Raw genomic sequence first — 22470 nt, forward strand, 5'->3', positions numbered from 1 at the left:
CACGTCGGCGTCGCTGTCCTCGCAGAACACCGGGATGTCCGGGAACTCCGCCGCCAGCACCCGCCGGGTGTGCCGCTCCAGCGTGCGGTCGGTGTCGGTCACCCAGTCGAACGGCGAAGCGTCGTCGTCACCCGGTCGCGCGCCGCGCCCGGCGGTCGCCATGATCACGTCCGACGCGTCGTTGGCGAGTCGGCCCGCCACCTCCAGCGCGATCGACACCAGGCCGGGATCGACGGGCTGAGCGGGTCGGGACGACAAGACGGTCATGCCGACCTAGTGTCACCGCAGGGAGTGACCGTCCCGCGTACTCAAGGTGAACGCCGAACCAACGTCAACCGCGACGCGAGGAGTTCGACGGGCGTTGGCCGAGCTGTCACGCCACCGTGTCCTGCGCATCGCAGGGTGATCGGTGTGCGCGTAGCGATCGTCACCGAAAGCTTCCTGCCCCAGGTCAACGGGGTGTCCAACTCGGTACTGCGGATCCTGGAGCACCTGCGGGCGCACGGTCACCAGGCGTTGGTCGTGGCGCCGGGCGCAGGCGCGGACCAGCACCGGGGCACGCCGGTCGTGCGCGTCCCGGCGGTGGACCTGCCGAGGTTCAGCTCGCTGCCCGTCGGCGTGCCCACCCGCCGCGTGCTGACCGCGCTGGCCGACTTCCGGCCGGACGTCGTCCACCTGGCCAGCCCGTTCGTGATGGGCGCGCGCGGCCTGTCGGCGGCTCGCCGGCTGGGCACCCCGACGGTCGCGGTCTACCAGACCGACGTCGCCGGGTTCGCCGGCAACTACGGGCTCGGGCTGACGAAACGGGCTGCGTGGCGCTGGACGAAGCGCCTGCACACGCTCGCCGACCGCACGCTGGCGCCGTCGAGCTCGGCGGTCGAGGCGCTGGAGCGGCACGGGGTGCCGCGCGTGCACCGGTGGGGCCGCGGCGTCGACGTCGACCTCTTCCACCCGCGTTCCAAGCAGAACGACGAGCTCACCATCGGCTACGTCGGCCGCCTCGCGCCCGAGAAGCAGGTGCACCGGCTGAAAGAGCTGCACGACCTGCCCGGCGTGAGGCTGCGGATCGTCGGCGACGGCCCCGACCGCGAGCAGCTGGAGCGCGACCTGCCGAACGCGGAGTTCCTCGGCTTCCGCACGGGCCAGGCGCTCGCGGAGGCCTACGCGTCGCTCGACGTCTTCATCCACACCGGACCGCACGAGACGTTCTGCCAGGCCGTCCAGGAGGCGCTGGCGACCGGCCTGCCGGTGCTGGCGCCGAACGCCGGCGGCCCGCGCGACCTGGTCGCGCACGGGCGGACCGGGTACCTGTTCGAGGACGACATCGCGCAGTACGCCGACCTCCTGCGCGACCCGCTGCGGCGCAGGCGGTTCGGCCTCGCCGCCCGCAAGTCGGTGCTCTCCCGCACCTGGTCCGCGGTCTGCGACGAGCTGATGGGCCATTACGCCGCAGTGATCGGACTCACTCACCGGGCGGCCGCTTGAGGATCGTTCAGCTGGCCAACTTCTACGGGCCGAAGTCGGGCGGGCTCCGCACGGCCCTGCACCACCTCGGCACCGGCTACGTCCAGGCGGGCCACGAGGTGGTGCTGGTGGTCCCCGGCGACCGCCGCGCGGACGAGGTGCTGCCCGGCGGCGTCCGCCGCGTCACGCTCCCCGCGGTGAAGATCCCGTACACCGGCGGCTACCGCGTCGTCGACCCGTGGCGCGTGAAGTGCCTGATGGACCAGCTCGAGCCCGACAGGCTGGAGGTGTCCGACCGCCTGACGTTGCGCGGCATGGGCGCGTGGGCGAGCGAGCGCGGCATCCCCAACGTCGTGATCTCCCACGAACGCCTCGACCGCCTGCTGCGGTTCGTGCTGCCCGAACGCCCCGCCGAACGAGGCGCGGACTGGGCGAACCGCCGCATGGCCGCCTCCTACGACACGGTCGTGTGCACGACGGCGTTCGCCCGCGAGGAGTTCGACCGCATCGGCGCCCTGAACGTCACGCAGGTGCCGCTGGGCGTCGACCTGACGACGTTCACCCCCGCTCGCCACTCCGCCGACCTGCGGCGAGACCTGTTGCAGGGCAAGGAGAACCTGTTGATCCACTGTGGACGGCTGTCGCCGGAGAAGCACGTCGAACGCTCCGTCGACACGCTGGCCGAGCTGCACGAGCAGGGCCACTCCGCGCGCCTGGTGATCGCGGGCGACGGACCCCGCCGTTCCGCGCTGGAGAAGCGCGCGGCGGGTCTGCCGGTGACGTTCCTGGGCTTCGTGAAGTCCCGTTCGGACGTCGCCTCCCTGCTCGCCTCGGCCGACCTGTCGCTGGCGCCGGGTCCGCACGAGACGTTCGGCCTGGCCGCCCTGGAGGCCCTGGCGAGCGGCACCCCGGTCGTCGTCAGCCGGAGCAGCGCGCTGAAGGAGATCGTCCAGCCGTCGTGCGGCGCGGCCGTCCCCGACAACGCCCCCGCGTTCGCTTCCGCGGCTCAGCGCCTGCTCGCGTCGGGTTCACGGGAGGCGGCGAGGGCGCGCGCGGAGGAGTACCCGTGGCACGCGGCGGTCGACGGCATGCTCACGGCGCTGAAGGTGCCCTGAAGATGATCTCAGCGATCCTGACTTAGTCTCTTGGGCATGTCGCGTGCCGGCTTGGACAAGAACCCCCGCGAGGTCGCCGAGATGTTCGACGGCGTGGCCAAGGGCTACGACCGCACGAACTCGGTCATGACGCTGGGCTTCGACCGCCGCTGGCGGGAGTGGAGCAGGCGGGTGCTCGACGCCCGCCCCGGCGAGAAGGTGCTCGACCTGGCCGCGGGCACCGCCGTCTCGACCGTGGAGTACGCCGAGTCGGGCGCCTGGTGCGTGGCCGCCGACTTCTCCGTGGGCATGCTCGCCTCTGGCACACACCGGCGCGTTCCGAAGGTCGCCGCCGACGCCCTGCGCCTGCCGTTCAAGGACAGCTCCTTCGACGCCGTCACGGTGTCCTTCGGCATCCGCAACTTCAACGACACCGTCGTCGCCCTGCGCGAGATGGCCCGCGTGGTGAAGCCGGGCGGCCGCATGGTGATCTGCGAGGTCTCCACGCCGGTGTGGAAGCCGTTCCGCTTCGTCTACATGCGCTACCTGCTGAAACTGCTGCCGTTCATCGCCCGCTTCGTCTCCTCGAACCCGGTGGCCTACTCCTACCTGGCCGAGTCCATGGCCTCGTGGCCGGACCAGCGCACGCTGGCCGAGCTCATCGCCAAGGCGGGCTGGGAGGACGTGGCGTGGTTCAACCTGACCGGCGGGATGGTGGCGCTGCACCGCGCGACCAAGCCCAAGCAGAAGAAGGCGGACGACGCCTGACCTGAGCGCGGAACCGCGTCACACTGGGTCGTGTGAACACGAACGACCTCGGTGAGAACCGCGGCAACGCCGTGCAGGCGGGGTACGTCGGGCACCTCGTGGTGGGGTCGGCGCCGGACCACCCGCCGGTGCCGCGGCAGCTGCCGTTCGCGTCACCCGGCTTCGTCGGCCGCACCGAGCACCTCGCCGCGCTCGACCTGCTGCTCACCGACACCGCCTCCACCGCGCTCGCGGCCGTGGTCGGCACCGCGGGCGTGGGCAAGAGCGCGCTGGTCGTGAGATGGGCGAGAGAGGCTCAGCGGCACTTCCCCGGCGGCACCCTCTTCGCGGACCTGCACGGCTACGGCCCTGGGCGCCCCGCCGCTCCCGGCGAGGTACTGGCCGACTTCCTCACCGCGCTCGGCATCGCGCCCGAACGGGTCCCTCCACACCTGGAAGCCCGTGCCTCGCTCTACCGGTCGTTGCTGGTCGACCGCCGGGTGCTGGTCATCCTCGACAACGCCACCAACGCGGAGCAGGTGCGCCCGCTGCTGCCGGGCGGTCCCGGATGCGTGGTGGTGACGAGCAGGTCCGCCCTGACCGGCCTCGAGATCCGCGAAGGAGCGAGACGGGTCGCGTTGCCGCTGCTCACCGGCGAGGAGGCGGCGGACCTGGTCCGCACGGTGCTGGGGTCCCGCCCCGCCGAGCCGGCCGCCGTCACCGCCCTGGTCGACGCGTGCGCGCGGCTACCGCTGGCGTTGCGGATCGCCGCCGGACGCATCGCCGCGAACCCGCACCTGACGGTCGCCGCGCTCGTCGCGGAGCTCCGGTCGGAACGGCTGGAGGCGCTGAGCGTTCCCGACGACGCCCGCAACGCGGTGCGGCCCGTGTTCGACTGGTCCTACCGCCGTCTGCCTCCCGAACAGGCGCGGATGTTCCGGCGGATCGGCCTGTTGCCCTCGGTGACGGTCGGCGTGCACGTGGGAGCGGTCCTGTGCGACGCCACACCATCCGGCGCGCGCGGACTGCTGTCCGCCCTCGCCGCGCAGCACCTGCTCGACCCGGTGGGCAAGGACCGCTACACGTGCCATGACCTGCTGCGGGCCTACGCCGCCGATCTCGCCGACCAGGACGACGATCGCGACCAGACCGTTCACCGCCTGCTCGAATGGGTCGCGCACCACGCCAGGAAGGCGTTCGTGCTCCTCTTCCCCGACAGGGCGGACATGCACATGGGTGCGCGGGTGGCCACCAGCACCGGCCTGGAGATCGACCTCGGCACGGTGGAGGAGGTCTGGGCGTGGGTCGCCGCCGAGTTCGAGAACGCGGTCGGCTTCGTGCGAATGGCGGCGTGCCACGACCTGCCGGGGATCACGATGCTGCTCGCCGGCATCGCCTCCGGGCAGCTGAGCCTGGTCGGGCGCTTCGACGAGGCGCTGGAGGTGTGCCGGCTCGGCGTGCTCGCGGCCGAGGCGGCCGGTGACCCGCGGGCGGTGTGCCTGGCCGGTCAGGCCCTGAGCCAGCTGCACTGCGCCTCCGGCGATTGGCGGCAGGCGATCGACACGTTGCAGGCCAACGTCGAACTGGCTCGTGAGATCGACGACCCGGTGCTGTGCGCCGAGGCCCTCAGCCACCTCGGCTGGGTCCACCTCGAACTGGGGCGGTACGCCGATGCGCTGCCGTTCCTGGACCGGGCACTCGCCCTGGGGCCGGACGGGACCCGGATGCGCGGTTTCACCGAGTTCTGCCTCAGCGGGGTGCACGCCGGACTCGGTGACCACGAACAGGCGCTCCTGCACGCGGAATGCTGCCTCGCACTGCTGGACGTCACCGACCACTTCCGCAGCTACGCGTGGCACGCCATGGCACGCGCCAGGCAGGTGGCGGGAGCCCACGCCGAGGCCGTCGAGATGTGCGAACGGGCGCTGGGGCACGAAGTGCCGCAGGACAACCCGCGCAACCACGCGCTCCTGCTCGACACGCTCGGCGAGTCGCTGCGGCAGCTCGGCGCACGCGACCGGGCACTGGCGTGCTGGCGCGAGGCGCTGCTCGTCCTCGAGGAGCGCGGCGACCACCGCGCACCGGAGCTGCGGGAGCGCCTGGCGGCCCTGGTCTCAGCGAGCGCCGGTTAGAGTCGCTGGGGAGTCACGGCACACGAGGGAGTCTGGATGAGCAGGCGCGGGATCAACGAGGACGCCGACGTCATCGTGGTGGGGGCGGGACCGGCGGGCTCGACCGCGGCGACCTACCTGGCCAGGGCGGGCCTCGACGTCCTCCTCCTGGAGAAGAGCACCTTCCCCAGGGAGAAGGTCTGCGGCGACGGCCTCACCCCCCGGGGCGTCAAGCAGCTGATCGACCTGGGCATCGACACCCGTGAGAGCAACGGCTGGCTCCACAACAAGGGCCTGCGCGTGGTCGGCGGCGGCATCACGATGGAGCTCGACTGGCCCGACTTGGCGACGTTCCCGAACTACGGTGTCGTGCGCCCACGCCTGGACTTCGACGAGATGCTCGCCAACGCCGCGAAGGCCGCTGGCGCGCGCATGCACGAGCACACGACGGTGACGAGGGCGATCGTCGAGAACGGCCGGGTCGTCGGCGTCGAGGCCAAGCAGGGGCCGGAGAAGAACCCGGTCACCTACCGCGCGCCGATCGTCGTCGGCTGCGACGGCGTGTCCGCCAGGCTCGCCCTGAGCGTCGGTATGCAGAAGGACGACGCCAAGCCGATGGGCGTCGCGGTCCGCCGCTACTACGCCAGCCCGCGCACCAAGGACGACTACCTCGAGTCGCACCTCGAGCTGTGGGCGCCGGACGGGCAGCTGCTGCCCGGCTACGGCTGGATCTTCGGCATGGGCGACGGCAGCGTGAACGTCGGCCTGGGCATCCTCAGCACGTCGAAGGCCTACGGCACCACGGACTACCGCCAGCTCCTGCGGTCCTGGCTCGACGGAACCCCGGAGGAGTGGGGCTTCCGCGAGGAGAACGCGACGAGCCGCATCGGTGGCGCCGCGCTGCCCATGGGCCTCAACCGCAAGCCGCACTACCGCGCGGGTCTCGTGCTCGTCGGCGACGCCGGCGGCATGGTCAACCCGTTCAACGGCGAGGGCATCGGCTACGCGATGGAGTCGGCCAAGATCGCGTCCGAGAGCATCGTCCAGGCCCTCGCGCGGACCGGCGTCAACCGTGAACGGGCGCTGCACGGCTACCCGGTGCGGATCGAGCAGGCGCTCGGCAGTTACTACCGGCTCGGCAACGTCTTCTCGAAGCTGATCGGCAACCCGGCGGTCATGCGGGCCGCAACGAAGTACGGAATGCCGCGGAAACGGCTGATGAAACTCGTGCTCAAGCTGCTCGCGGGCCTCTACGACCCCAAGGACGGCGACTCAATGGACCGCCTCATCGTGGCCGCCACGAAGCTCGCTCCGACGGCCTGAATTAGTCCGAATAGGTGACGGCACCGGCTCAATACGAGCCGGTGCCGTTTCGTTTGTGTCCGTCATGTTAAAGCCCCAGGTCAGACCCTGTGATCCAGGTCATTTACAGGCGTTCTACACTGGCGATCGACCTTGTGAATCACTTCACAACAGTCTGATCAAGCTTGTGAACTGTTTCACAAGCGTTTGTTAGGTTCGCCTAACAAACGAGTGGCGGAACAACACCCTTAGGGTGCGCCTCGACCACGAGGAAAGGACGACGGAGCGTGCTTGACCCTTACCTCCCCCTCGTATTGATGTTCGCGCTAGCCGGGGCGTTCGCACTGTTCTCGGTGACCGCAGCGCCCTACATCGGACCCCGCCGCTACAACAGGGCCAAGCTCGACGCCTACGAGTGCGGCATCGAGCCGAGCCCGCAGCCGGTCGTGGGTGGTGGGCGCATGCCCGTCGCCTACTACCTCACGGCGATGCTCTTCATCCTGTTCGACATCGAAATGGTGTTCCTCTACCCGTTCGCCGTGGCTGCCGACAAGCTCGGCCTGTTCGGGCTGGTGGAGATCGTCCTGTTCGTCGCCACGGTCGGCTTCGCGTACGTCTACGTGTGGCGTCGCGGCGGCCTCGACTGGAACTGAGGAAGTCATGGGTCTCGAGGAGAAGCTCCCGAACGGCATCCTGCTGGTCAGCGTCGAGAAGCTGGTCAACTGGACCCGCAAGTCCTCGCTGTGGCCTGCCACCTTCGGCCTGGCCTGCTGCGCCATCGAGATGATGACGACGGGTGGTCCGCGCTACGACCTCGCCCGCTTCGGCATGGAGGTCTTCAGGGCCTCACCGCGCCAGGCGGACCTGATGATCGTCGCGGGCAGGGTCACCAACAAGATGGCGCCGGTGCTGCGGCAGATCTACGACCAGATGCCCGAGCCGCGCTGGGTGCTGGCCATGGGCGTGTGCGCCAGCAGCGGCGGCATGTTCAACAACTACGCGGTGGTGCAGGGCGTCGACCACGTCGTGCCCGTCGACATGTACCTGCCGGGCTGCCCGCCGCGGCCGGAGATGCTGATGGACGCGATCCTCAAGATCCACGCCAAGATCATGGACGAGCCGCTGGGCGCCGTGCGCGCCAAGGCGCTCGCCGACTCGGGCTACCGCACCGACCTGATCCCGTCGTCCGAGCGTTTTGCGAGGAAGAAGTGACCGAGCCAGGGGGAGTGAACTCCAGCGCGGACCGCGCGGGAGAGGGCCTCGAGAAGACCAACGGAGAGGCGAAGGCCAAGGCGCCGATCCTCGCGGGCAAGGAGCGCCAGGGCCTCTTCGGTGTCACCGGCTCCGGTGACACGTCCGGCTTCGGCGGCCTGCGCCTGCCCGCCCACGTGGCCGCTCCGTCCGAGCGCCCGTTCGGCGGCTGGTTCGACGAGGTCGCGGACGAGATCTTCGCCGCCATCGGCGAGAAGGGTCTGCCGGCCGACACGGTGCAGCAGGTGACGGTCGACCGCGGCGAGATCACCTTCTACCTCCGGCCGGAGACGCTGCTGGAGGTCGCGCGCATCTGCCGCGACACCCCGTCGCTGCGCTTCGAGCTGTGCAGCTCGGTGTCCGGTGTCGACTACGGCGTCGGCGTACCGCAGCGCCTGCACTCGGTCACGCACCTCACGTCGATGACGTACCGCCGCCGCATCCGGCTGGAAGTCGCCGTCGAAGTCGAGCACCCGCACGTGCCGAGCCTCGTCGAGGTCTACCCGACGGCGGACTGGCAGGAGCGCGAGACCTGGGACATGTTCGGGATCATCTACGACGGTCACCCCGGACTGACCCGCATCCTCATGCCGGACGACTGGGACGGCCACCCGCAGCGCAAGGACTACCCGCTGGGCGGCATCCCCGTCGAGTACAAGGGCGCGGAGATCCCTCCGCCGGACCAGAGGCGGTCCTACTCATGACCGAGCGACTTTCCGACGTCACCACCGGGACGAACACCAGCGCGACCGGCAGCGACAGCACGGACGACGTCGACACCAGCACCGGCACCAGCACCAGCACCGGCACCGGCACCAGCACCGGCAGCGCGGAGGTCGCGGACTCCCGGAAGACCACCGAGGGCACCGTCTACACGGTGACCGGCGGCGACTGGGACGAGGTGCTGGCGGACGCCGTCCACGACGAGCGCATCGTCATGAACCTCGGCCCGCAGCACCCGTCGACGCACGGCGTGCTCCGCCTGGTGCTGGAGCTCGAGGGCGAGAGCGTCACGCACGCCCGCAGCGTCATCGGCTACCTGCACACGGGCATCGAGAAGAACCTCGAATACCGCAACTGGGTCCAGGGCGTCACGTTCATCACGCGCACCGACTACCTGGCGCCGCTGCACCACGAGGCCGCGTACTGCATGGCGGTCGAGAAGCTGCTCGGCATCACGGTGCCGGACAAGGCGCAGGCGATCCGCGTGCTGCTGATGGAGATCAACCGGATCAGCTCGCACCTCGTCGCGCTCGCCACCGGCGGCATGGAGCTCGGTGCCCTCACCGGCATGACCTCCGGCTTCCGCGAGCGCGAGGAGGCCCTGCACCTGCTGGAGCACCTCACCGGCCTGCGCATGAACCACGCGTTCATCCGCCCCGGCGGCCTCGCGCAGGACCTGCCCGACGACGCGGTCGAGAAGATCACCGCGTTCGTCAAGGTCATGGAGAAGCGGCTGCCGGACTACGACAAGCTGCTCACCGGCCAGCCGATCTGGCGCAACCGCCTCGCGGGCGTGGGCTACCTGCCCGTCGACGCGTGCCTCGCGCTCGGCATCACCGGCCCGATCCTGCGCTCCGCCGGCCTCGCCTGGGACCTGCGCAAGATCGAGCCGTACAGCGGCTACGAGAACTACTCCTTCGACGTGCCGACCTCGAACGCGGCGGACTGCTTCGCGCGGTACCTGCTGCGCCTCGAGGAGATGCACCAGTCGCTGAAGATCATCAAGCAGGTCGTGAAGACCCTGCCGACCGGTCCGGTGATGGTCGAGGACGCGAAGATCGCGTGGCCCGCGCAGCTCACGATCGGCAGCGACGGCATGGGCAACTCGCTCGAGCACGTCCGCAAGATCATGAGCCAGTCCATGGAGTCGCTCATCCACCACTTCAAGCTGGTGACCGAGGGCTTCAAGGTCCCGCCCGGCCAGGTGTACGTGCCGGTCGAGTCGCCGCGCGGCGAGCTGGGCTACCACGTCGTCTCCGACGGCGGCTCCCGCCCGATGCGCGTGCACCTGCGCGAACCCAGTTTCGTGAACCTCCAGTCGATGCCCGCGATGTGCGAGGGCGGCATGGTCGCCGACGTGATCGCGTCCGTCGCCTCGATCGACCCGGTGATGGGTGGTTGCGACCGATGACTCAAGCGCCAGAAACCACGACGTTCGACCAGTCCACCGCGGACCGCGCGCAGGCGATCATCGCCCGCTACCCGCAGGCCCGCAGTGCCCTGCTGCCGATGCTGCACCTCGTGCAGTCGGTCGAGGGCTACGTCTCGCAGGAGGGCATCCGGTTCTGCGCCGGGCAGCTCGACCTGACCGAGGCCGAGGTCAGCGCGGTCGCGACGTTCTACACGATGTACAAGCGCCGCCCGTGCGGTGAGCACCTCGTGAGCGTCTGCACGAACACGCTGTGCGCGGCCCTGGGCGGCGACGAGATCTACTCGAGGCTCAAGAGCCACCTCGGCGTGGGCCACGAGGAGACCGCGGGCGAGCCGGGCACGCCGGGCTCGATCACCCTGGAGCACGCCGAGTGCCTCGCCGCGTGCGACCTCGGCCCGGTTCTCCAGGTGAACTACGAGTTCTACGACAACCAGACGCCGGACAAGGCGCTGGCTCTCGTGCAGGCGCTGCAGTCGGGGGAGAAGCCCGCCCCCACCCGCGGCGCCCCGCTCACCGACTTCAAGCAGGCCGAGCTCCAGCTCGCCGGGTTCTTCGAGGGTCGCGACGCCGACCTCGACGGCCCGTCGGCGGCCGCGGAGACGTTGCGCGGAGCCAAGATCGCCCAGGAACGCGGCTGGGACGCCCCGGCGACCCCCGAGAACGCCGAGTTCCCTGCACTGCCGGAAAAGAAGTAGGGGAACACCGATGGTTGACCCGCTGACTCCCGTTCTCACCAAGCGCTGGACCGAGCCCAAGTCCTGGACGATCGACACCTACGAGCGCACCGGCGGCTACACCGCCCTGCCCAAGGCGCTCAAGGCCCACCCGGACCAGCTCATCCAGCAGTGCAAGGACTCCGGGCTGCGCGGCCGCGGCGGCGCGGGATTCCCCACCGGCATGAAGTGGGGCTTCATCCCGCAGGGCGACGGCAAGCCGCACTACCTCGTCATCAACGCCGACGAGGGCGAGCCCGGCACCTGCAAGGACATCCCGCTGATGATGGCGGACCCGCACTCGCTGATCGAGGGCGTGATCATCACGTCGTACGCGATCCGCGCGAACTTCGCGGCGATCTACGTCCGCGGCGAGGTCCTGCACTGCATCCGCCGCCTCAACGCGGCGGTGCGCGAGGCGTACGCCAAGGGCTACCTGGGCAAGGACATCCTCGGCAGCGGGTTCGACCTGGACCTCGTGATCCACGCCGGCGCCGGCGCGTACATCTGCGGCGAGGAGACCGCGCTGCTCGACTCGCTGGAGGGCCGTCGCGGCCAGCCGCGGCTCAAGCCGCCGTTCCCCGCGACCTCGGGCCTCTACGCGTCGCCCACCGTGGTGAACAACGTCGAGACCATCGCGTCGGTCCCCTTCATCGTCAACGGTGGCGCGGACTGGTTCCGCGAGATGGGTCGCGACCGGTCGCCCGGTCCGAAGATCTACTCGCTGTCCGGTCACGTCACGAGCCCCGGCCAGTACGAGGCGCCGATGGGCACCACGCTGCGGCAGCTGCTCGACATGGCCGGGGGCATGAAGGACGGCATCCCGCTGAAGTTCTGGACGCCGGGTGGCTCGTCCACCCCGCTGTTCACCGCGGAGCACCTCGACGTGCCGCTGGACTTCGAGGGTGCGGCCGAGGCCGGTTCGATGCTGGGCACCACGGCGCTGCAGATCTTCAACGAGACCGTGTCCGTGCCGTGGGCCGTCATGAAGTGGACGGAGTTCTACAAGCACGAGTCGTGCGGCAAGTGCACGCCGTGCCGCGAGGGCACGTACTGGCTCGTGCAGATCCTGCAGCGGATGGTGGCGGGCAACGGCACGGCGAGCGACATCGACACGTTGCTCGACGTCTGCGACAACATCCTCGGCCGTTCCTTCTGCGCGCTCGGTGACGGTGCCGTCAGCCCGATCACCAGTGGCATCAAGTACTTCAAGGACGAGTTCCTGGCGCTCTGCGACCAGAACTCTCGTGTCCTGGCTGGAGCGAACGCATGACCATCGCGCCCGACAAGCCCACCGCCGAGCTCGTCGTCCCAGAAGGACACGTGAAGCTCGTCATCGACGGCGTCGAGATCGTCGCGCCCAAGGGCGAGCTGCTGATCCGCACGGCCGAGCGCCTCGGCACGGTCATCCCGCGCTTCTGCGACCACCCGCTGCTGGAGCCCGCGGGCGCCTGCCGCCAGTGCCTCGTCGAGGTCGAGATGGGCGGCCGGCCGATGCCGAAGCCGCAGGCCTCCTGCACGATGACGGTCGCGGACGGCATGGTCGTGAAGACCCAGCTGACCTCGCCGGTCGCGGACAAGGCCCAGCAGGGTGTGATGGAGCTGCTGCTCATCAACCACCCGCTGGACTGCCCGGTCTGCGACAAGGGCGGTGAGTGCCCGCTGCAGAACCAGGCGCTCGCCCACGGCCGCGCCGACTCCCGCTTCCACGAGCACAAGCGGACGTTCCCGAAGCCGATCAACATCTCCACGCAGGTGCTGCTCGACCGCGAACGCTGCGTGCTCTGCCAGCGCTGCACCCGGTTCTCCGCGCAGATCGCCGGTGACCCGTTCATCGAGCTGCTGGAGCGCGGCGCGCAGCAGCAGATCGGTGTGGCGAAGGAGAAGCCGTTCCAGAGCTACTTCTCCGGCAACACCATCCAGATCTGCCCGGTCGGCGCGCTGACGTCGGCGGCCTACCGCTTCCGCGCCCGCCCGTTCGACCTCGTGTCGACGCCGAGCGTCTGCGAGCACTGCTCCTCCGGGTGCGCCGAGCGGACCGACTGGCGGCGCGGCAAGGTGCAGCGCAAGCTCGCCGGCGACGACCCGCAGGTCAACGAGGAGTGGATCTGCGACAAGGGCCGGTTCGCCTTCCGCTACGCCACGACCGGCGACCGCATCAAGCGGCCGCTGGTGCGCGACGAGGAGTCCGGTGAGCTGCGCGAGGCCTCGTGGACCGAGGCCCTGCAGGCCGCCGCGGCGGGTCTGGCGGCGGCGCGCGACGCGAACGGCGTCGGTGTCCTCACCGGTGGCCGGCTGACCGTCGAGGACGCCTACGCGTACTCGAAGTTCGCCCGGATCGCGTTGCGCACCAACGACATCGACTTCCGCGCCCGGCCGCACTCCGCCGAGGAGCTGGAGTTCCTGTCCGGCACCACGGTGTTCACCGACCCGGACAACGGCGTCACGTTCCAGGGCATCGAGTCCGCGCCGGCCGCGCTGCTGGTCGCGTTCGAGCCCGAGGAAGAGGCGCCGATCGTCTTCCTGCGCCTGCGCAAGTCCGCCCGCAGGGGCACCACGAAGGTCTTCCACCTCGGCCAGTACACGACCCCGGCCGTCGAGAAGACCTTCGGCACGCTGCTCGCCTGCGTGCCCGGTGCCGAGGCGAACGCCATCAACGCGTTGCCGGAGCACGCCTCCGACGTCGTCGAGCTGCTGTCCAAGCCCGGTGCGGTGATCCTCGTCGGCGAGCGCGCCGCCGAGATCCCCGGCGCGTTCACCGCGGTCGCGCGGCTCGCGGAGCGCACCGGCGCCAAGGTCGCGTGGATCCCGCGCCGTGCCGGTGAGCGCGGTGCGCTCGCGGTCGGTGCCACGCCGAACCTGCTGCCCGGTGGCCGCCACGTCGCGAACGCCGCCGCGCGCACCGAGGTCGAGCGCACCTGGGGCCTCGAGGAGGGCTCGCTCCCCGCGACGCCCGGCCGCGACACCACCGGGATCCTCGAGGCCGCCGCGAACGGTCAGCTGTCCGGCCTGCTGGTCGGCGGCGTCGACCCGTTCGACCTGCCGGACCCCGTGCTGGCGGAGAAGGCCCTGGCGGGAGCCGGTTTCATCGTGAGCCTGGAGCTGCGTCCGAGCGCGGTCACCGCGCACGCGAACGTCGTGCTCCCGATCGCCCCGGCGGTCGAGAAGGCCGGCACCTACCTCAACTGGGAGGGCCGCCGCCGCGAGTTCGGCACGACGCTCGAGGGCACCGGCGCGCTGCCGGACTGCCGCGTGCTCGACACCCTCGCGGTGGAGATGGACGCGGACCTGTTCACGCAGACGCCCGCCGCCTCGGCCGCCGACCTGGCCCGCCTGGGCGAGGGCGCCGTCACCGGTTCCTCGCTCAACGTCGCCGCGCCGCTGCAGTCCCCGGCCGGCCCCGGCCAGGCCGTGCTCGCCACGTGGCACCGCCTGATCGGCAACGGCTCGCTGCAGGTCGACGAACCGCACCTCGCCGGCACGGCCCGCCCGGTCGTCGCGAAGGTCGCGGAGACCACCGCGGCGCAGTTCGGCCTGGAGGCCGGCGGCTACGTGACGGTCTCCACGGAGCGCGGCGCGATCACGCTCCCGGTCGAGACCGACGACCTGCCCGAGGGCGTCATCTGGCTGCCCACCAACTCGGGTGACGTGACCGTCCGGGCCACGCTCGGCGCGGGCCACGGCTCGATCGTCTCCGTCAGCGGAAACTCCTCCTCCGGGGTGAAGTCATGACCCAGCAGTTCCTCGCGGCGGAGATCGGCGACACCGCCAAGCTCCTGGCGGACGACCCGATCTGGCTGGTCCTGGTCAAGGTCGTCGGCATCTTCGCCTTCCTCGTGGTCATGACCCTGTTCATGATCAACTGGGAGCGCAAGGTCGTCGCGCGCATGCAGCACCGCCCCGGCCCCAACAGGGTCGGCCCGAACGGCTGGCTCCAGTCGCTCGCGGACGGTCTGAAGCTCGCGTTCAAGGAGGACATCCGCCCGGTCCTCGCGGACAAGTGGGTGTTCTTCCTCGCGCCGGTGATCTCCTGCATCCCCGCGTTCCTCGCGTTCTCGGTGATCCCGATCGCCGGCGAGGTCAGCATGTTCGGCGAGCAGACCGCGCTGCAGCTCGTCGACCTCCCGGTCGGCGTGCTCGTGGTGCTGGCCTGCTCCTCGATCGGCGTCTACGGCATCGTGCTGTCCGGCTGGGCCTCCGGCTCGCCGTACCCGCTGCTCGGCGCCCTGCGCTCGGCCGCGCAGGTGATCTCCTACGAGATCGCGATGGGCCTGTCGATCGTCGCGGTGATCATGTTCACCGGCTCGATGTCGACCGGTGACATCGTCGGAGCCCAGGCGAGCACCGTGCTCGGCGGCATCCCCGGCTGGTTCGGCATCCTGCTGTTCCCCAGCTTCGTGATCTACGTGGTGTCGATGGTCGGCGAGACCAACCGCGCGCCGTTCGACCTCCCCGAGGCCGAGTCGGAGCTGGTCGGTGGTTTCCACACCGAGTACAGCTCGCTGAAGTTCGCGCTGTTCTTCCTCGCCGAGTACGTCAACATGGTCACCGTCTCGGCGCTCGCGACGACGCTCTTCCTCGGCGGCTACCACGCCCCGTGGAGCGGCGACTTCATGAACACCGGCTGGTGGGGCCTGCTGTGGTTCATCGGCAAGACGCTGTTCTTCCTGTTCCTCTTCATCTGGCTGCGCGGCACGCTTCCCCGCCTGCGCTACGACCAGTTCATGAAGCTCGGCTGGAAGGTCCTCGTCCCGACCAGCCTCGTCTGGATCATGGCCGTCGCGGTCATCCGCACCGGCGCGATCCAGCAGCTCTCCACGGCGCAGCGGCTCATCGCGCTCGGCGTGATCGTCGGCCTCGTGCTGCTGGTCTCGTTCCTGCTGCCGGACAAGAAGGTCCAGGACTCCAAGGGCGTTCCGCTCGCGGGTTCCGGCTTCCCCGTGCCGCCGCTCGACCTCGTCGTTCCCAAGGCCGCGCCGAAACGCAAGGTCAAGGTCGCCACTCTCCCCAAGGAGACGGCAGCCGTCACCACCGGTAAGGAGGCTGAGTAGGGATGTTCGAGTCCCTGAAAGGCTTCGGAGTCACCTTCGGCACCATGTTCAAGAAGGTGGTGACGGAGGAGTACCCCGAGGTCAAGAAGGTGACCGCGCCGCGGTTCCACGGCCGTCACCAGCTGAACAGGCACCCCGACGGGCTGGAGAAGTGCGTCGGCTGCGAGCTGTGCGCGTGGGCCTGCCCGGCGGACGCGATCTTCGTCGAGGGTGGCGACAACACCGAGGAGGCGCGCTACTCGCCCGGTGAGCGCTTCGGTGCCGACTACCAGATCAACTACCTGCGCTGCATCGGCTGCGGTCTGTGCATCGAGGCGTGCCCGACCCGGTCGCTGACGATGACGAACGAGTACGAGCTCGCCGACGACAACCGCCAGGACCTCATCTTCACCAAGGAGGACCTGCTGGCGCCGCTGCTGCCCGGCATGGAGCAGCCGCCGCACCCGATGCGGTTGGGCGACAACGAGAACGACTACTACGTGAACGGGCCGCAGCTCGCGAAGGAGGCCCAGCAGTGAGCCTCCTGGTGAGCTTCCTGGCCGCGCAGCCCGAGCCCGTGCAGCGCGTGGTCGACACCGTCACCACCGGTGAGGCGATCGCGTTCTGGGTCCTCGGCCCGCTCGCGCTGGCCGGCGCGCTCGGCATGCTCTTCGCGCGCAACGCCGTGCACTCCGCGCTGTGGCTCGTCGTCACGATGCTCAGCCTCGGTGTGCTGTACATGGTCCAGCAGGCGCCGTTCCTCGGCTTCGTGCAGATCATCGTCTACACCGGCGCGATCATGATGCTGTTCCTGTTCGTGCTGATGATGGTCGGCCGCGACAGCTCGGACTCCGTCGTCGAGGTCATCCGCGGCCAGCGGCTCGCTGCCGCGTTGCTCGGCATCGGGTTCGCCGTGCTGATGGTCGGTTCCGTCGGCCGCGCGCTGAACTCGGTCGAGCCCCGCGGTCTCGCCGAGGCGAACACCACCAACGGCGGCAACGTCGGCAACATCGGCCAGAAGCTCTTCACGGACTACCTGTTCGCGTTCGAGCTCACGTCGGCGCTGCTGATCACCGCCGCTCTCGGCGCGATGATCCTGGCCTTCGTCGGCCGCGACGGGAAGCCCTCCAAGAAGACGCAGAAGGAACTCGTCGAGGAGCGCTTCCAGGACGGCAAGCGGGTCGGGTCCATCCCCGGTCCCGGTGTCTTCGCCACCGCGAACTCGGTGGCCACCCCCGCCCTGCTGCCCGACGGCAGCGTGTCGGAGGAGTCGCTGTTCGAGGTCATCGAGGCGACCGACAAGTCCACGCTGTCGGACGACGTCTCCGACGTCGCGGGCAAGGGGCGCCGGCCGGACTCGCACGCGCTCAAGGGAAGTGAGTCGTGACTCCCACGTACTACCTGCTGCTGTCGGCACTGCTGTTCAGCATCGGCGCCATCGGCGTGCTGGTGCGCCGCAACGCCATCGTGGTCTTCATGTGCGTCGAGCTCATGCTCAACGCGGTCAACCTGAGCCTGGTGACGTTCGCGCGGATCAACGGCACGCTCGACGGTCAGGTGATGGCGTTCTTCGTGATGGTCGTCGCCGCGGCGGAGGTCGTCGTCGGCCTCGCGATCATCATGTCCATCTTCCGGACGCGTCGCTCGGCCTCGGTCGACGACTCGAACCTGCTGAAGTACTGAGGGGTCACCGGTGACGGAACCAGTTGCCGCCAGCGGGATCGCTTCTCTCGCCTGGCTTTTGTTGGCGCTGCCCGCGTTCGGCGCGGCGGTGCTGCTGGTCGGTGGCAAGCGCACCGACAAGTGGGGCCACCTGCTCGGCTGCGCCACGATCCTCGGCGCGTTCGGCTACGGACTCGCCCTGTTCTTCTCGACCCTCGGGCTGTCACCGGAGGAGCGGGTGCAGAACGTGCACCTGTTCAACTGGATCGACGTCAACGCGCTGACCGTCGAGTTCGGACTGCGGATCGACCCGCTGTCGCTCACGTTCGTGCTGCTGATCACCGGTGTGGGCTCGCTGATCCACATCTACTCGGTCGGCTACATGGCGCACGAGGAAGGCAGGCGGAAGTTCTTCGCCTACCTCAACCTCTTCGTCTCGGCCATGCTCCTGCTGGTGCTGGGCAACGGTTTCGTGACCCTGTACTTCGGCTGGGAGGGCGTCGGTCTCGCCTCGTACCTGCTGATCGGCTGGTACCAGTACAAGCCGGAAGCGGCATCGGCGGCCAAGAAGGCCTTCCTGATGAACCGCGTCGGTGACCTGGGCCTCGCGATCGCGATCTTCCTGATGTTCAACAGGCTCGGGACGACGCAGTACACCGAGGTCTTCAGCCGCGTCGGCGAGTTCTCCTCCGCCGAGGTCCTCGCGATCACGCTGCTCCTGCTCCTGGGCGCCTGCGGCAAGTCGGGTCAGTTCCCGCTCCAGGCCTGGTTGCCGGACGCCATGGCAGGCCCGACCCCGGTGTCCGCGCTGATCCACGCGGCGACGATGGTCACCGCGGGCGTGTACCTCATCGCCCGCTCGAACCCGCTCTACAACCTGAGCGAGGACGGCCGCCTGGTCGTGATGATCATCGGTGGCGTCACGCTGCTGATCGGCTGCATCATCGGCTGCGCCTACGACGACTTCAAGAAGGTCCTGGCGTACTCGACGGTCTCGCAGATCGGCTACATGATCCTCGCGGTCGGCCTCGGCCCGATCGGCTACGCGCTGGGCATCATGCACCTGCTGACGCACGGCTTCTTCAAGGCAGGGCTCTTCCTCGGCGCCGGTTCGGTCATGCACGGCATGAACGACGAGGGCAACATCCGCAGGATGGGCGGGCTCTACAAGTTCCTGCCGATCACCTTCGTCACCTGGACGCTCGGCTACCTCGCGCTGATCGGCATCCCGCCGTTCGCGGGCTACTTCTCGAAGGACGCCATCATCGCGGCGGCGTTCACGGGGGAGGGCTGGCGCCCGTACGTCTTCGGCGGCGTCGCACTGCTCGGTGCCGCGCTGACCGCGTTCTACATGACGCGCCTGCTGATCCTCGTCTTCCTGGGCCAGCCCCGCTGGAAGGACCTGAAGTCCGAGGACGGCCGCGAGTACCACCCGCACGAGTCCCCGCTGTCGATGACCGTTCCGATGATCATCCTCGCGGTCGGCTCGGTCGGCGGTGGCTGGTTCCTCTCGTCCGGCGGGCGTCTGGCCGGCTGGCTGGAGCCCTCTCTGGGCGAGCTGAAGGAAGAGCACGGCGTGATCTCGCACGGCATGGTCGGGATCCTGACCGTCGTGCTCGCCCTGGCGGGCGCCGGACTCGCGTTCCTGCTCTTCGGCCGCCGCAAGCAGCCGGTCGAGAGGCCGGCGCGGGTGGCCTGGCCGGTGCGCGCGGCCCGTGCGGACCTCTACGGCAACGCACTGAACGAGGCCCTCTTCGCGCGGCCGGGCACCTGGCTCACCCGCGCGCTGGTGTTCCTCGACCTGAAGGGCGTCGACGGCGTGGTCAACGGCACCGCGGCGCTGCTCGGCGGTAGCTCCGGCCGGTTGCGCAGGCTGCAGACCGGGTTCGTCCGCTCCTACGCACTGTCCATGCTGCTGGGCTCGATCTTCGTGCTCGGGGCGCTCCTGGTGGTGAGGTTCTCGTGACCTGGGTTCTGATCGCACTGCTGGTGGTGCCGCTCGTCGGCGCGCTGGTGGTGGCGTTCCTGCGCAAGAACGACCGCACGGCCAAGCTCGCCGCTCTGGCGTTCTCGCTCGTGGAGCTCGTGCTCGCCGTCCTGCTGTGGACCGCCTACGACCCGGACGGCGACCGCATCCAGCTCGCCACCGGCGTGGACTGGATCCCGGCGTTCGGCGTGCGGCTGTCGTTCGGCATCGACGGCATCGCGCTGGTGATGATCGCGGTCATCGCGCTGCTGATCCCGCTGGTGATCGGTGCCGGCTGGACGGAGAAGCTGCCCGCCGGCCGGTCGCAGGGCGGGTACCTCGCGCTGATCCTGGTGCAGGAGGCGGTGACGGTCGCGGTGTTCGCCGCCACCGACGTCTTCCTGTTCTACGTGCTGTTCGAGGTCATGCTCATCCCGATGTACTTCCTGATCGGCGGCTACGGCGGCGCGCGCAGGCAGTACGCGGCGGTCAAGTTCTTCCTGTACTCGTTCCTCGGCGGCCTGATCATGCTGGCCTCCGCGATCGGCGCCTACGCGATGGCGTCGGACGAGCTGGGCAAGGGCACCTTCGACTGGGCGACGCTCGTGAAGGTGGTCAGCGACGCCGACTCGACGACGCAGACCTGGCTGTTCCTCGGCTTCTTCCTGGCGTTCGCGATCAAGGCGCCGCTCGTGCCGTTCCACACCTGGCTGCCCGACGCGGCCGCCGAGGCGCCCATCGGCGTCACGGTGATCGTCGTCGGCATCCTGGACAAGGTCGGCACGTTCGGCATGCTGCGCTACCTGCTGCCGATGTTCCCGGAAGCGTCGAAGAACCTGGCGCCGTACGTGCTCGTGCTCGCGGTGGCCGGTGTCCTCTATGGATCGCTGCTCGCCACGGGCCAGCGGGACATGAAGCGGTTCCTCGCCTACGTCTCGATCGCCCACTTCGGGTTCATCGCCCTCGGCATCTTCTCGTTCACGTCGCAGGCAGGCGTGGGCTCGGTGTCGTACATGCTCAACCACTCGATCTCGACCGGCATGCTGATCCTGGTGGTCGGCATGGTGATCGCGCGCGGTGGCTCGTCGCAGATCTCCGACTACGGCGGCATGTCGAAGGTGGCGCCGCTGCTCGCGGGCATGTTGCTGCTGTCGGGTCTGACCACGCTGTCGCTGCCGGGCACGAACTCGTTCGTCTCCGAGTTCCTGGTGCTGATCGGCTCGTTCCCGACGCGGCCGGTCCACACGATCCTCGCGACGGTCGGCATGGTGCTCGCGGCGCTCTACGTGCTGTGGCTCTACCAGCGGATGATGACCGGCCCGCTGCGCGGGGACGCCCTCGTGGGCGCCGCCGCTGGTCCGGGAGCCGTCGGCGACCCGGAGCGCAAGACGGCGATCGGAGACCTGACCAAGCGCGAGATCGCGGTTCTCGCACCGCTCGTTGTCATCGTGCTGGCACTCGGGTTCTACCCGCAGCCGGTGCTCGACGTCATCACCCCGACTGTCGGGGCGACGCTGACCGAGGTCGGCGTGACCGACCCGGTCTCCGTGCAGGAAGGCAAGTGACGTGAACCTTCTCGTCGCTCAGGCGCAACAGATCGAGGCGCCGGAGATCCACTACGGCGCGATCGCGCCGGTGCTGATCGTGCTCGGCGCGGCCTGCGTCAGCGTGTTGCTGGAAGCGTTGCTGCCCAAGCACCAGCGGTGGGCCGTGCAGCTCGTGCTGTCGCTCCTGACGCTGGTCGGGGCCACCGGCTCGTTGATCGTCTACGCCACCTCGGACGGCAAGCCCGCCCAGGGCGTGGCGACGCTGGCCGGCGTGATCGCGGTCGACACGCCGGCGTTGTTCCTGTGGGGCACGTTGCTGGTGCTGGCCTTCGGGTCGGTCCTGCTGATCGCCGACCGCTCGGTGGAGCCCGGTGGCGCGTTCGTGGCCCAGGCCGCGATCCGTCCGGGCACCATCCAGGACCGCGCGCAGGCGACGAAGACCGGCATGCAGACCGAGGTCTTCCCGCTCACGCTGTTCGCGCTCGGCGGCATGATGACGTTCGTCGCGGCGAACGACCTGCTGACGATGTTCATCGCGCTGGAAGTGCTGTCGCTGCCGCTGTACCTGTTGTGCGGCCTGGCTCGCCGCCGTCGCCTGCTCTCGCAGGAAGCGGCCGTGAAGTACTTCCTGCTCGGTGCTTTCGCGTCCGCGTTCTTCCTCTACGGCGTGGCCCTGCTGTACGGCTACGCCGGTTCGGTGAAGCTCTCGGCGATCGCCACCGCGGCCGCCGGCACGGACCGCTCGGACACGCTGCTGTTCGCGGGCTTCGGCCTGCTGGTGGTGGGCCTGCTGTTCAAGGCCGCCGTCGGCCCGTTCCACGCCTGGACCCCGGATGTGTACCAGGGCGCGCCGACGCCGGTGACGGCGTTCATGGCGGCCTGCACCAAGGTCGCTGCCTGCGGTGGCATCCTGCGGGTGCTGACGGTGGGTTTCGAGGGCACCCGCTGGGAGTGGCGCGGCCTGCTGTGGGGCGTCGCGATCGTCTCGATGGTGATCGGCGCGGTGCTGGGCCTGACCCAAACCGACATCAAGCGCATGCTCGCCTACTCGTCGGTGGCGCACGCCGGCTTCCTGCTGGTCGGGGCGATCGCGCTAACCGCGCAGGGCCTGTCCGGCACAATGTTCTACCTGCTCGCCTACGGCTTCACCACGCTGGCCGCGTTCGGTGTGATCACGCTGGTGCGCGACGCCGGCGGTGAGGCCACCCACCTGTCCCAGTGGGCCGGGCTGGCCAAGCGCTCGCCGTTGACTGCCGCGGTCTTCGCCTTCCTGCTCTTCGCGCTCGCCGGTATCCCGCTGACCAGTGGATTCACCGGCAAGTTCGCGGTGTTCAGCGCAGCGCTGGCGGACGGGATGGCACCGCTGGTGGTGGTGGCGCTCGTGGTCAGCGCGGTGGCTGCGTTCTTCTACCTGCGGGTCGTGGTGCT

19 protein-coding genes and 1 pseudogene are annotated in these 22470 nt (G+C 69.6%); 19 read left to right on the top strand and 1 reads right to left on the bottom strand.

Annotated elements, in window-relative coordinates:
* A pseudogene (locus VM306_RS05485) lies at nucleotides 1-267 on the bottom strand (inositol monophosphatase); the annotation flags it as partial.
* A 144-nt stretch (nucleotides 268-411) separates the two neighbouring features.
* Here VM306_RS05485 and VM306_RS05490 point away from each other — a divergent pair.
* From VM306_RS05490 to nuoN, 19 genes are all read left to right on the top strand, one after another.
* Nucleotides 412-1485, top strand: a complete 1074-nt coding sequence (locus VM306_RS05490; RefSeq protein ID WP_325511548.1) for a glycosyltransferase family 1 protein — start codon at nucleotides 412-414, stop codon at nucleotides 1483-1485.
* Entirely contained in the window at nucleotides 1482-2579 is a 1098-nt protein-coding gene (locus tag VM306_RS05495; protein ID WP_325511550.1) for a glycosyltransferase, read from the top strand. The genes VM306_RS05490 and VM306_RS05495 overlap by 4 nt, the downstream gene beginning before the upstream one ends.
* A 36-nt stretch (nucleotides 2580-2615) precedes the next feature.
* Complete coding sequence (locus VM306_RS05500; RefSeq protein ID WP_325511552.1) at nucleotides 2616-3326, top strand: demethylmenaquinone methyltransferase; 711 nt, start codon at nucleotides 2616-2618, stop codon at nucleotides 3324-3326.
* 32 nt (nucleotides 3327-3358) lie between these two features.
* Nucleotides 3359-5437 carry an ATP-binding protein gene (locus VM306_RS05505; RefSeq protein ID WP_325511554.1) on the top strand — a complete coding sequence of 693 codons (2079 nt, stop codon included), beginning with the start codon at nucleotides 3359-3361 and terminating at the stop codon, nucleotides 5435-5437.
* 36 nt (nucleotides 5438-5473) lie between these two features.
* Nucleotides 5474-6739 (top strand): geranylgeranyl reductase family protein, encoded by a 1266-nt coding sequence (locus tag VM306_RS05510; RefSeq protein WP_325511556.1) that lies wholly within the window; start codon nucleotides 5474-5476, stop codon nucleotides 6737-6739.
* A gap of 266 nt (nucleotides 6740-7005) precedes the next feature.
* Entirely contained in the window at nucleotides 7006-7371 is a 366-nt protein-coding gene (locus VM306_RS05515) for an NADH-quinone oxidoreductase subunit A (protein WP_167975087.1), read from the top strand.
* Between the two features lie 7 nt (nucleotides 7372-7378).
* Nucleotides 7379-7930: a NuoB/complex I 20 kDa subunit family protein gene (locus tag VM306_RS05520; RefSeq protein WP_089915533.1), complete on the top strand. Its 552-nt coding sequence runs from the start codon at nucleotides 7379-7381 to the stop codon at nucleotides 7928-7930.
* The gene (locus VM306_RS05525) at nucleotides 7927-8673 is read left to right on the top strand and encodes an NADH-quinone oxidoreductase subunit C (protein ID WP_325511563.1); all 747 of its coding nucleotides are present in this window, start codon (nucleotides 7927-7929) and stop codon (nucleotides 8671-8673) included. Before VM306_RS05520 ends, VM306_RS05525 begins: the two co-directional genes overlap by 4 nt.
* Entirely contained in the window at nucleotides 8670-10103 is a 1434-nt protein-coding gene (locus VM306_RS05530; RefSeq protein ID WP_325511565.1) for an NADH-quinone oxidoreductase subunit D, read from the top strand. Before VM306_RS05525 ends, VM306_RS05530 begins: the two co-directional genes overlap by 4 nt.
* On the top strand, nucleotides 10100-10819 hold the full coding sequence (gene nuoE, locus VM306_RS05535) for an NADH-quinone oxidoreductase subunit NuoE (protein WP_325511567.1): 720 nt from the start codon (nucleotides 10100-10102) through the stop codon (nucleotides 10817-10819). Before VM306_RS05530 ends, nuoE begins: the two co-directional genes overlap by 4 nt.
* Nucleotides 10820-10829: 10 nt before the next feature.
* Nucleotides 10830-12110, top strand: coding sequence for an NADH-quinone oxidoreductase subunit NuoF (nuoF, locus tag VM306_RS05540; protein WP_325511569.1), 1281 nt, complete (start codon nucleotides 10830-10832; stop codon nucleotides 12108-12110).
* Nucleotides 12107-14569: an NADH-quinone oxidoreductase subunit G gene (locus VM306_RS05545; RefSeq protein WP_325511571.1), complete on the top strand. Its 2463-nt coding sequence runs from the start codon at nucleotides 12107-12109 to the stop codon at nucleotides 14567-14569. Before nuoF ends, VM306_RS05545 begins: the two co-directional genes overlap by 4 nt.
* Nucleotides 14570-14592: 23 nt before the next feature.
* Complete coding sequence (gene nuoH, locus VM306_RS05550) at nucleotides 14593-15888, top strand: NADH-quinone oxidoreductase subunit NuoH (protein ID WP_325511579.1); 1296 nt, start codon at nucleotides 14593-14595, stop codon at nucleotides 15886-15888.
* A 2-nt stretch (nucleotides 15889-15890) separates the two neighbouring features.
* A complete protein-coding gene (nuoI, locus tag VM306_RS05555; protein WP_325511573.1) occupies nucleotides 15891-16406 on the top strand; it encodes an NADH-quinone oxidoreductase subunit NuoI in 516 nt (171 codons plus the stop codon).
* A 5-nt stretch (nucleotides 16407-16411) separates the two neighbouring features.
* On the top strand, nucleotides 16412-17254 hold the full coding sequence (locus VM306_RS05560) for an NADH-quinone oxidoreductase subunit J (RefSeq protein WP_325511581.1): 843 nt from the start codon (nucleotides 16412-16414) through the stop codon (nucleotides 17252-17254).
* Nucleotides 17251-17550 carry an NADH-quinone oxidoreductase subunit NuoK gene (gene nuoK, locus VM306_RS05565; protein WP_325511574.1) on the top strand — a complete coding sequence of 100 codons (300 nt, stop codon included), beginning with the start codon at nucleotides 17251-17253 and terminating at the stop codon, nucleotides 17548-17550. Before VM306_RS05560 ends, nuoK begins: the two co-directional genes overlap by 4 nt.
* Nucleotides 17551-17587: 37 nt before the next feature.
* Nucleotides 17588-19495, top strand: coding sequence for an NADH-quinone oxidoreductase subunit L (gene nuoL / locus VM306_RS05570; protein ID WP_325511583.1), 1908 nt, complete (start codon nucleotides 17588-17590; stop codon nucleotides 19493-19495).
* Complete coding sequence (locus VM306_RS05575; RefSeq protein WP_325511575.1) at nucleotides 19492-21060, top strand: NADH-quinone oxidoreductase subunit M; 1569 nt, start codon at nucleotides 19492-19494, stop codon at nucleotides 21058-21060. The genes nuoL and VM306_RS05575 overlap by 4 nt, the downstream gene beginning before the upstream one ends.
* 1 nt (nucleotide 21061) lies before the next feature.
* Nucleotides 21062-22470: NADH-quinone oxidoreductase subunit NuoN (gene nuoN, locus VM306_RS05580; protein ID WP_325511577.1), on the top strand; the 1409-nt coding region annotated here is incomplete at its 3' end.

Source organism: Lentzea sp., assembly GCF_035525475.1.
Classification (GTDB): Bacteria; Actinomycetota; Actinomycetes; order Mycobacteriales; family Pseudonocardiaceae; genus Lentzea.

Bases quoted from the DNA above. Each gene is read 5' to 3' on its own strand.
- nuoI (WP_325511573.1), top strand. From the start codon at position 15,891: ATGTTCGAGTCCCTGAAAGGCTTCGGAGTCACCTTCGGCACCATGTTC.
- VM306_RS05510 (WP_325511556.1), top strand. From the start codon at position 5,474: ATGAGCAGGCGCGGGATCAACGAGGACGCCGACGTCATCGTGGTGGGG.
- VM306_RS05500 (WP_325511552.1), top strand. From the start codon at position 2,616: ATGTCGCGTGCCGGCTTGGACAAGAACCCCCGCGAGGTCGCCGAGATG.
- VM306_RS05530 (WP_325511565.1), top strand. From the start codon at position 8,670: ATGACCGAGCGACTTTCCGACGTCACCACCGGGACGAACACCAGCGCG.
- VM306_RS05520 (WP_089915533.1), top strand. From the start codon at position 7,379: ATGGGTCTCGAGGAGAAGCTCCCGAACGGCATCCTGCTGGTCAGCGTC.
- VM306_RS05545 (WP_325511571.1), top strand. From the start codon at position 12,107: ATGACCATCGCGCCCGACAAGCCCACCGCCGAGCTCGTCGTCCCAGAA.
- nuoE (WP_325511567.1), top strand. From the start codon at position 10,100: ATGACTCAAGCGCCAGAAACCACGACGTTCGACCAGTCCACCGCGGAC.
- nuoF (WP_325511569.1), top strand. From the start codon at position 10,830: ATGGTTGACCCGCTGACTCCCGTTCTCACCAAGCGCTGGACCGAGCCC.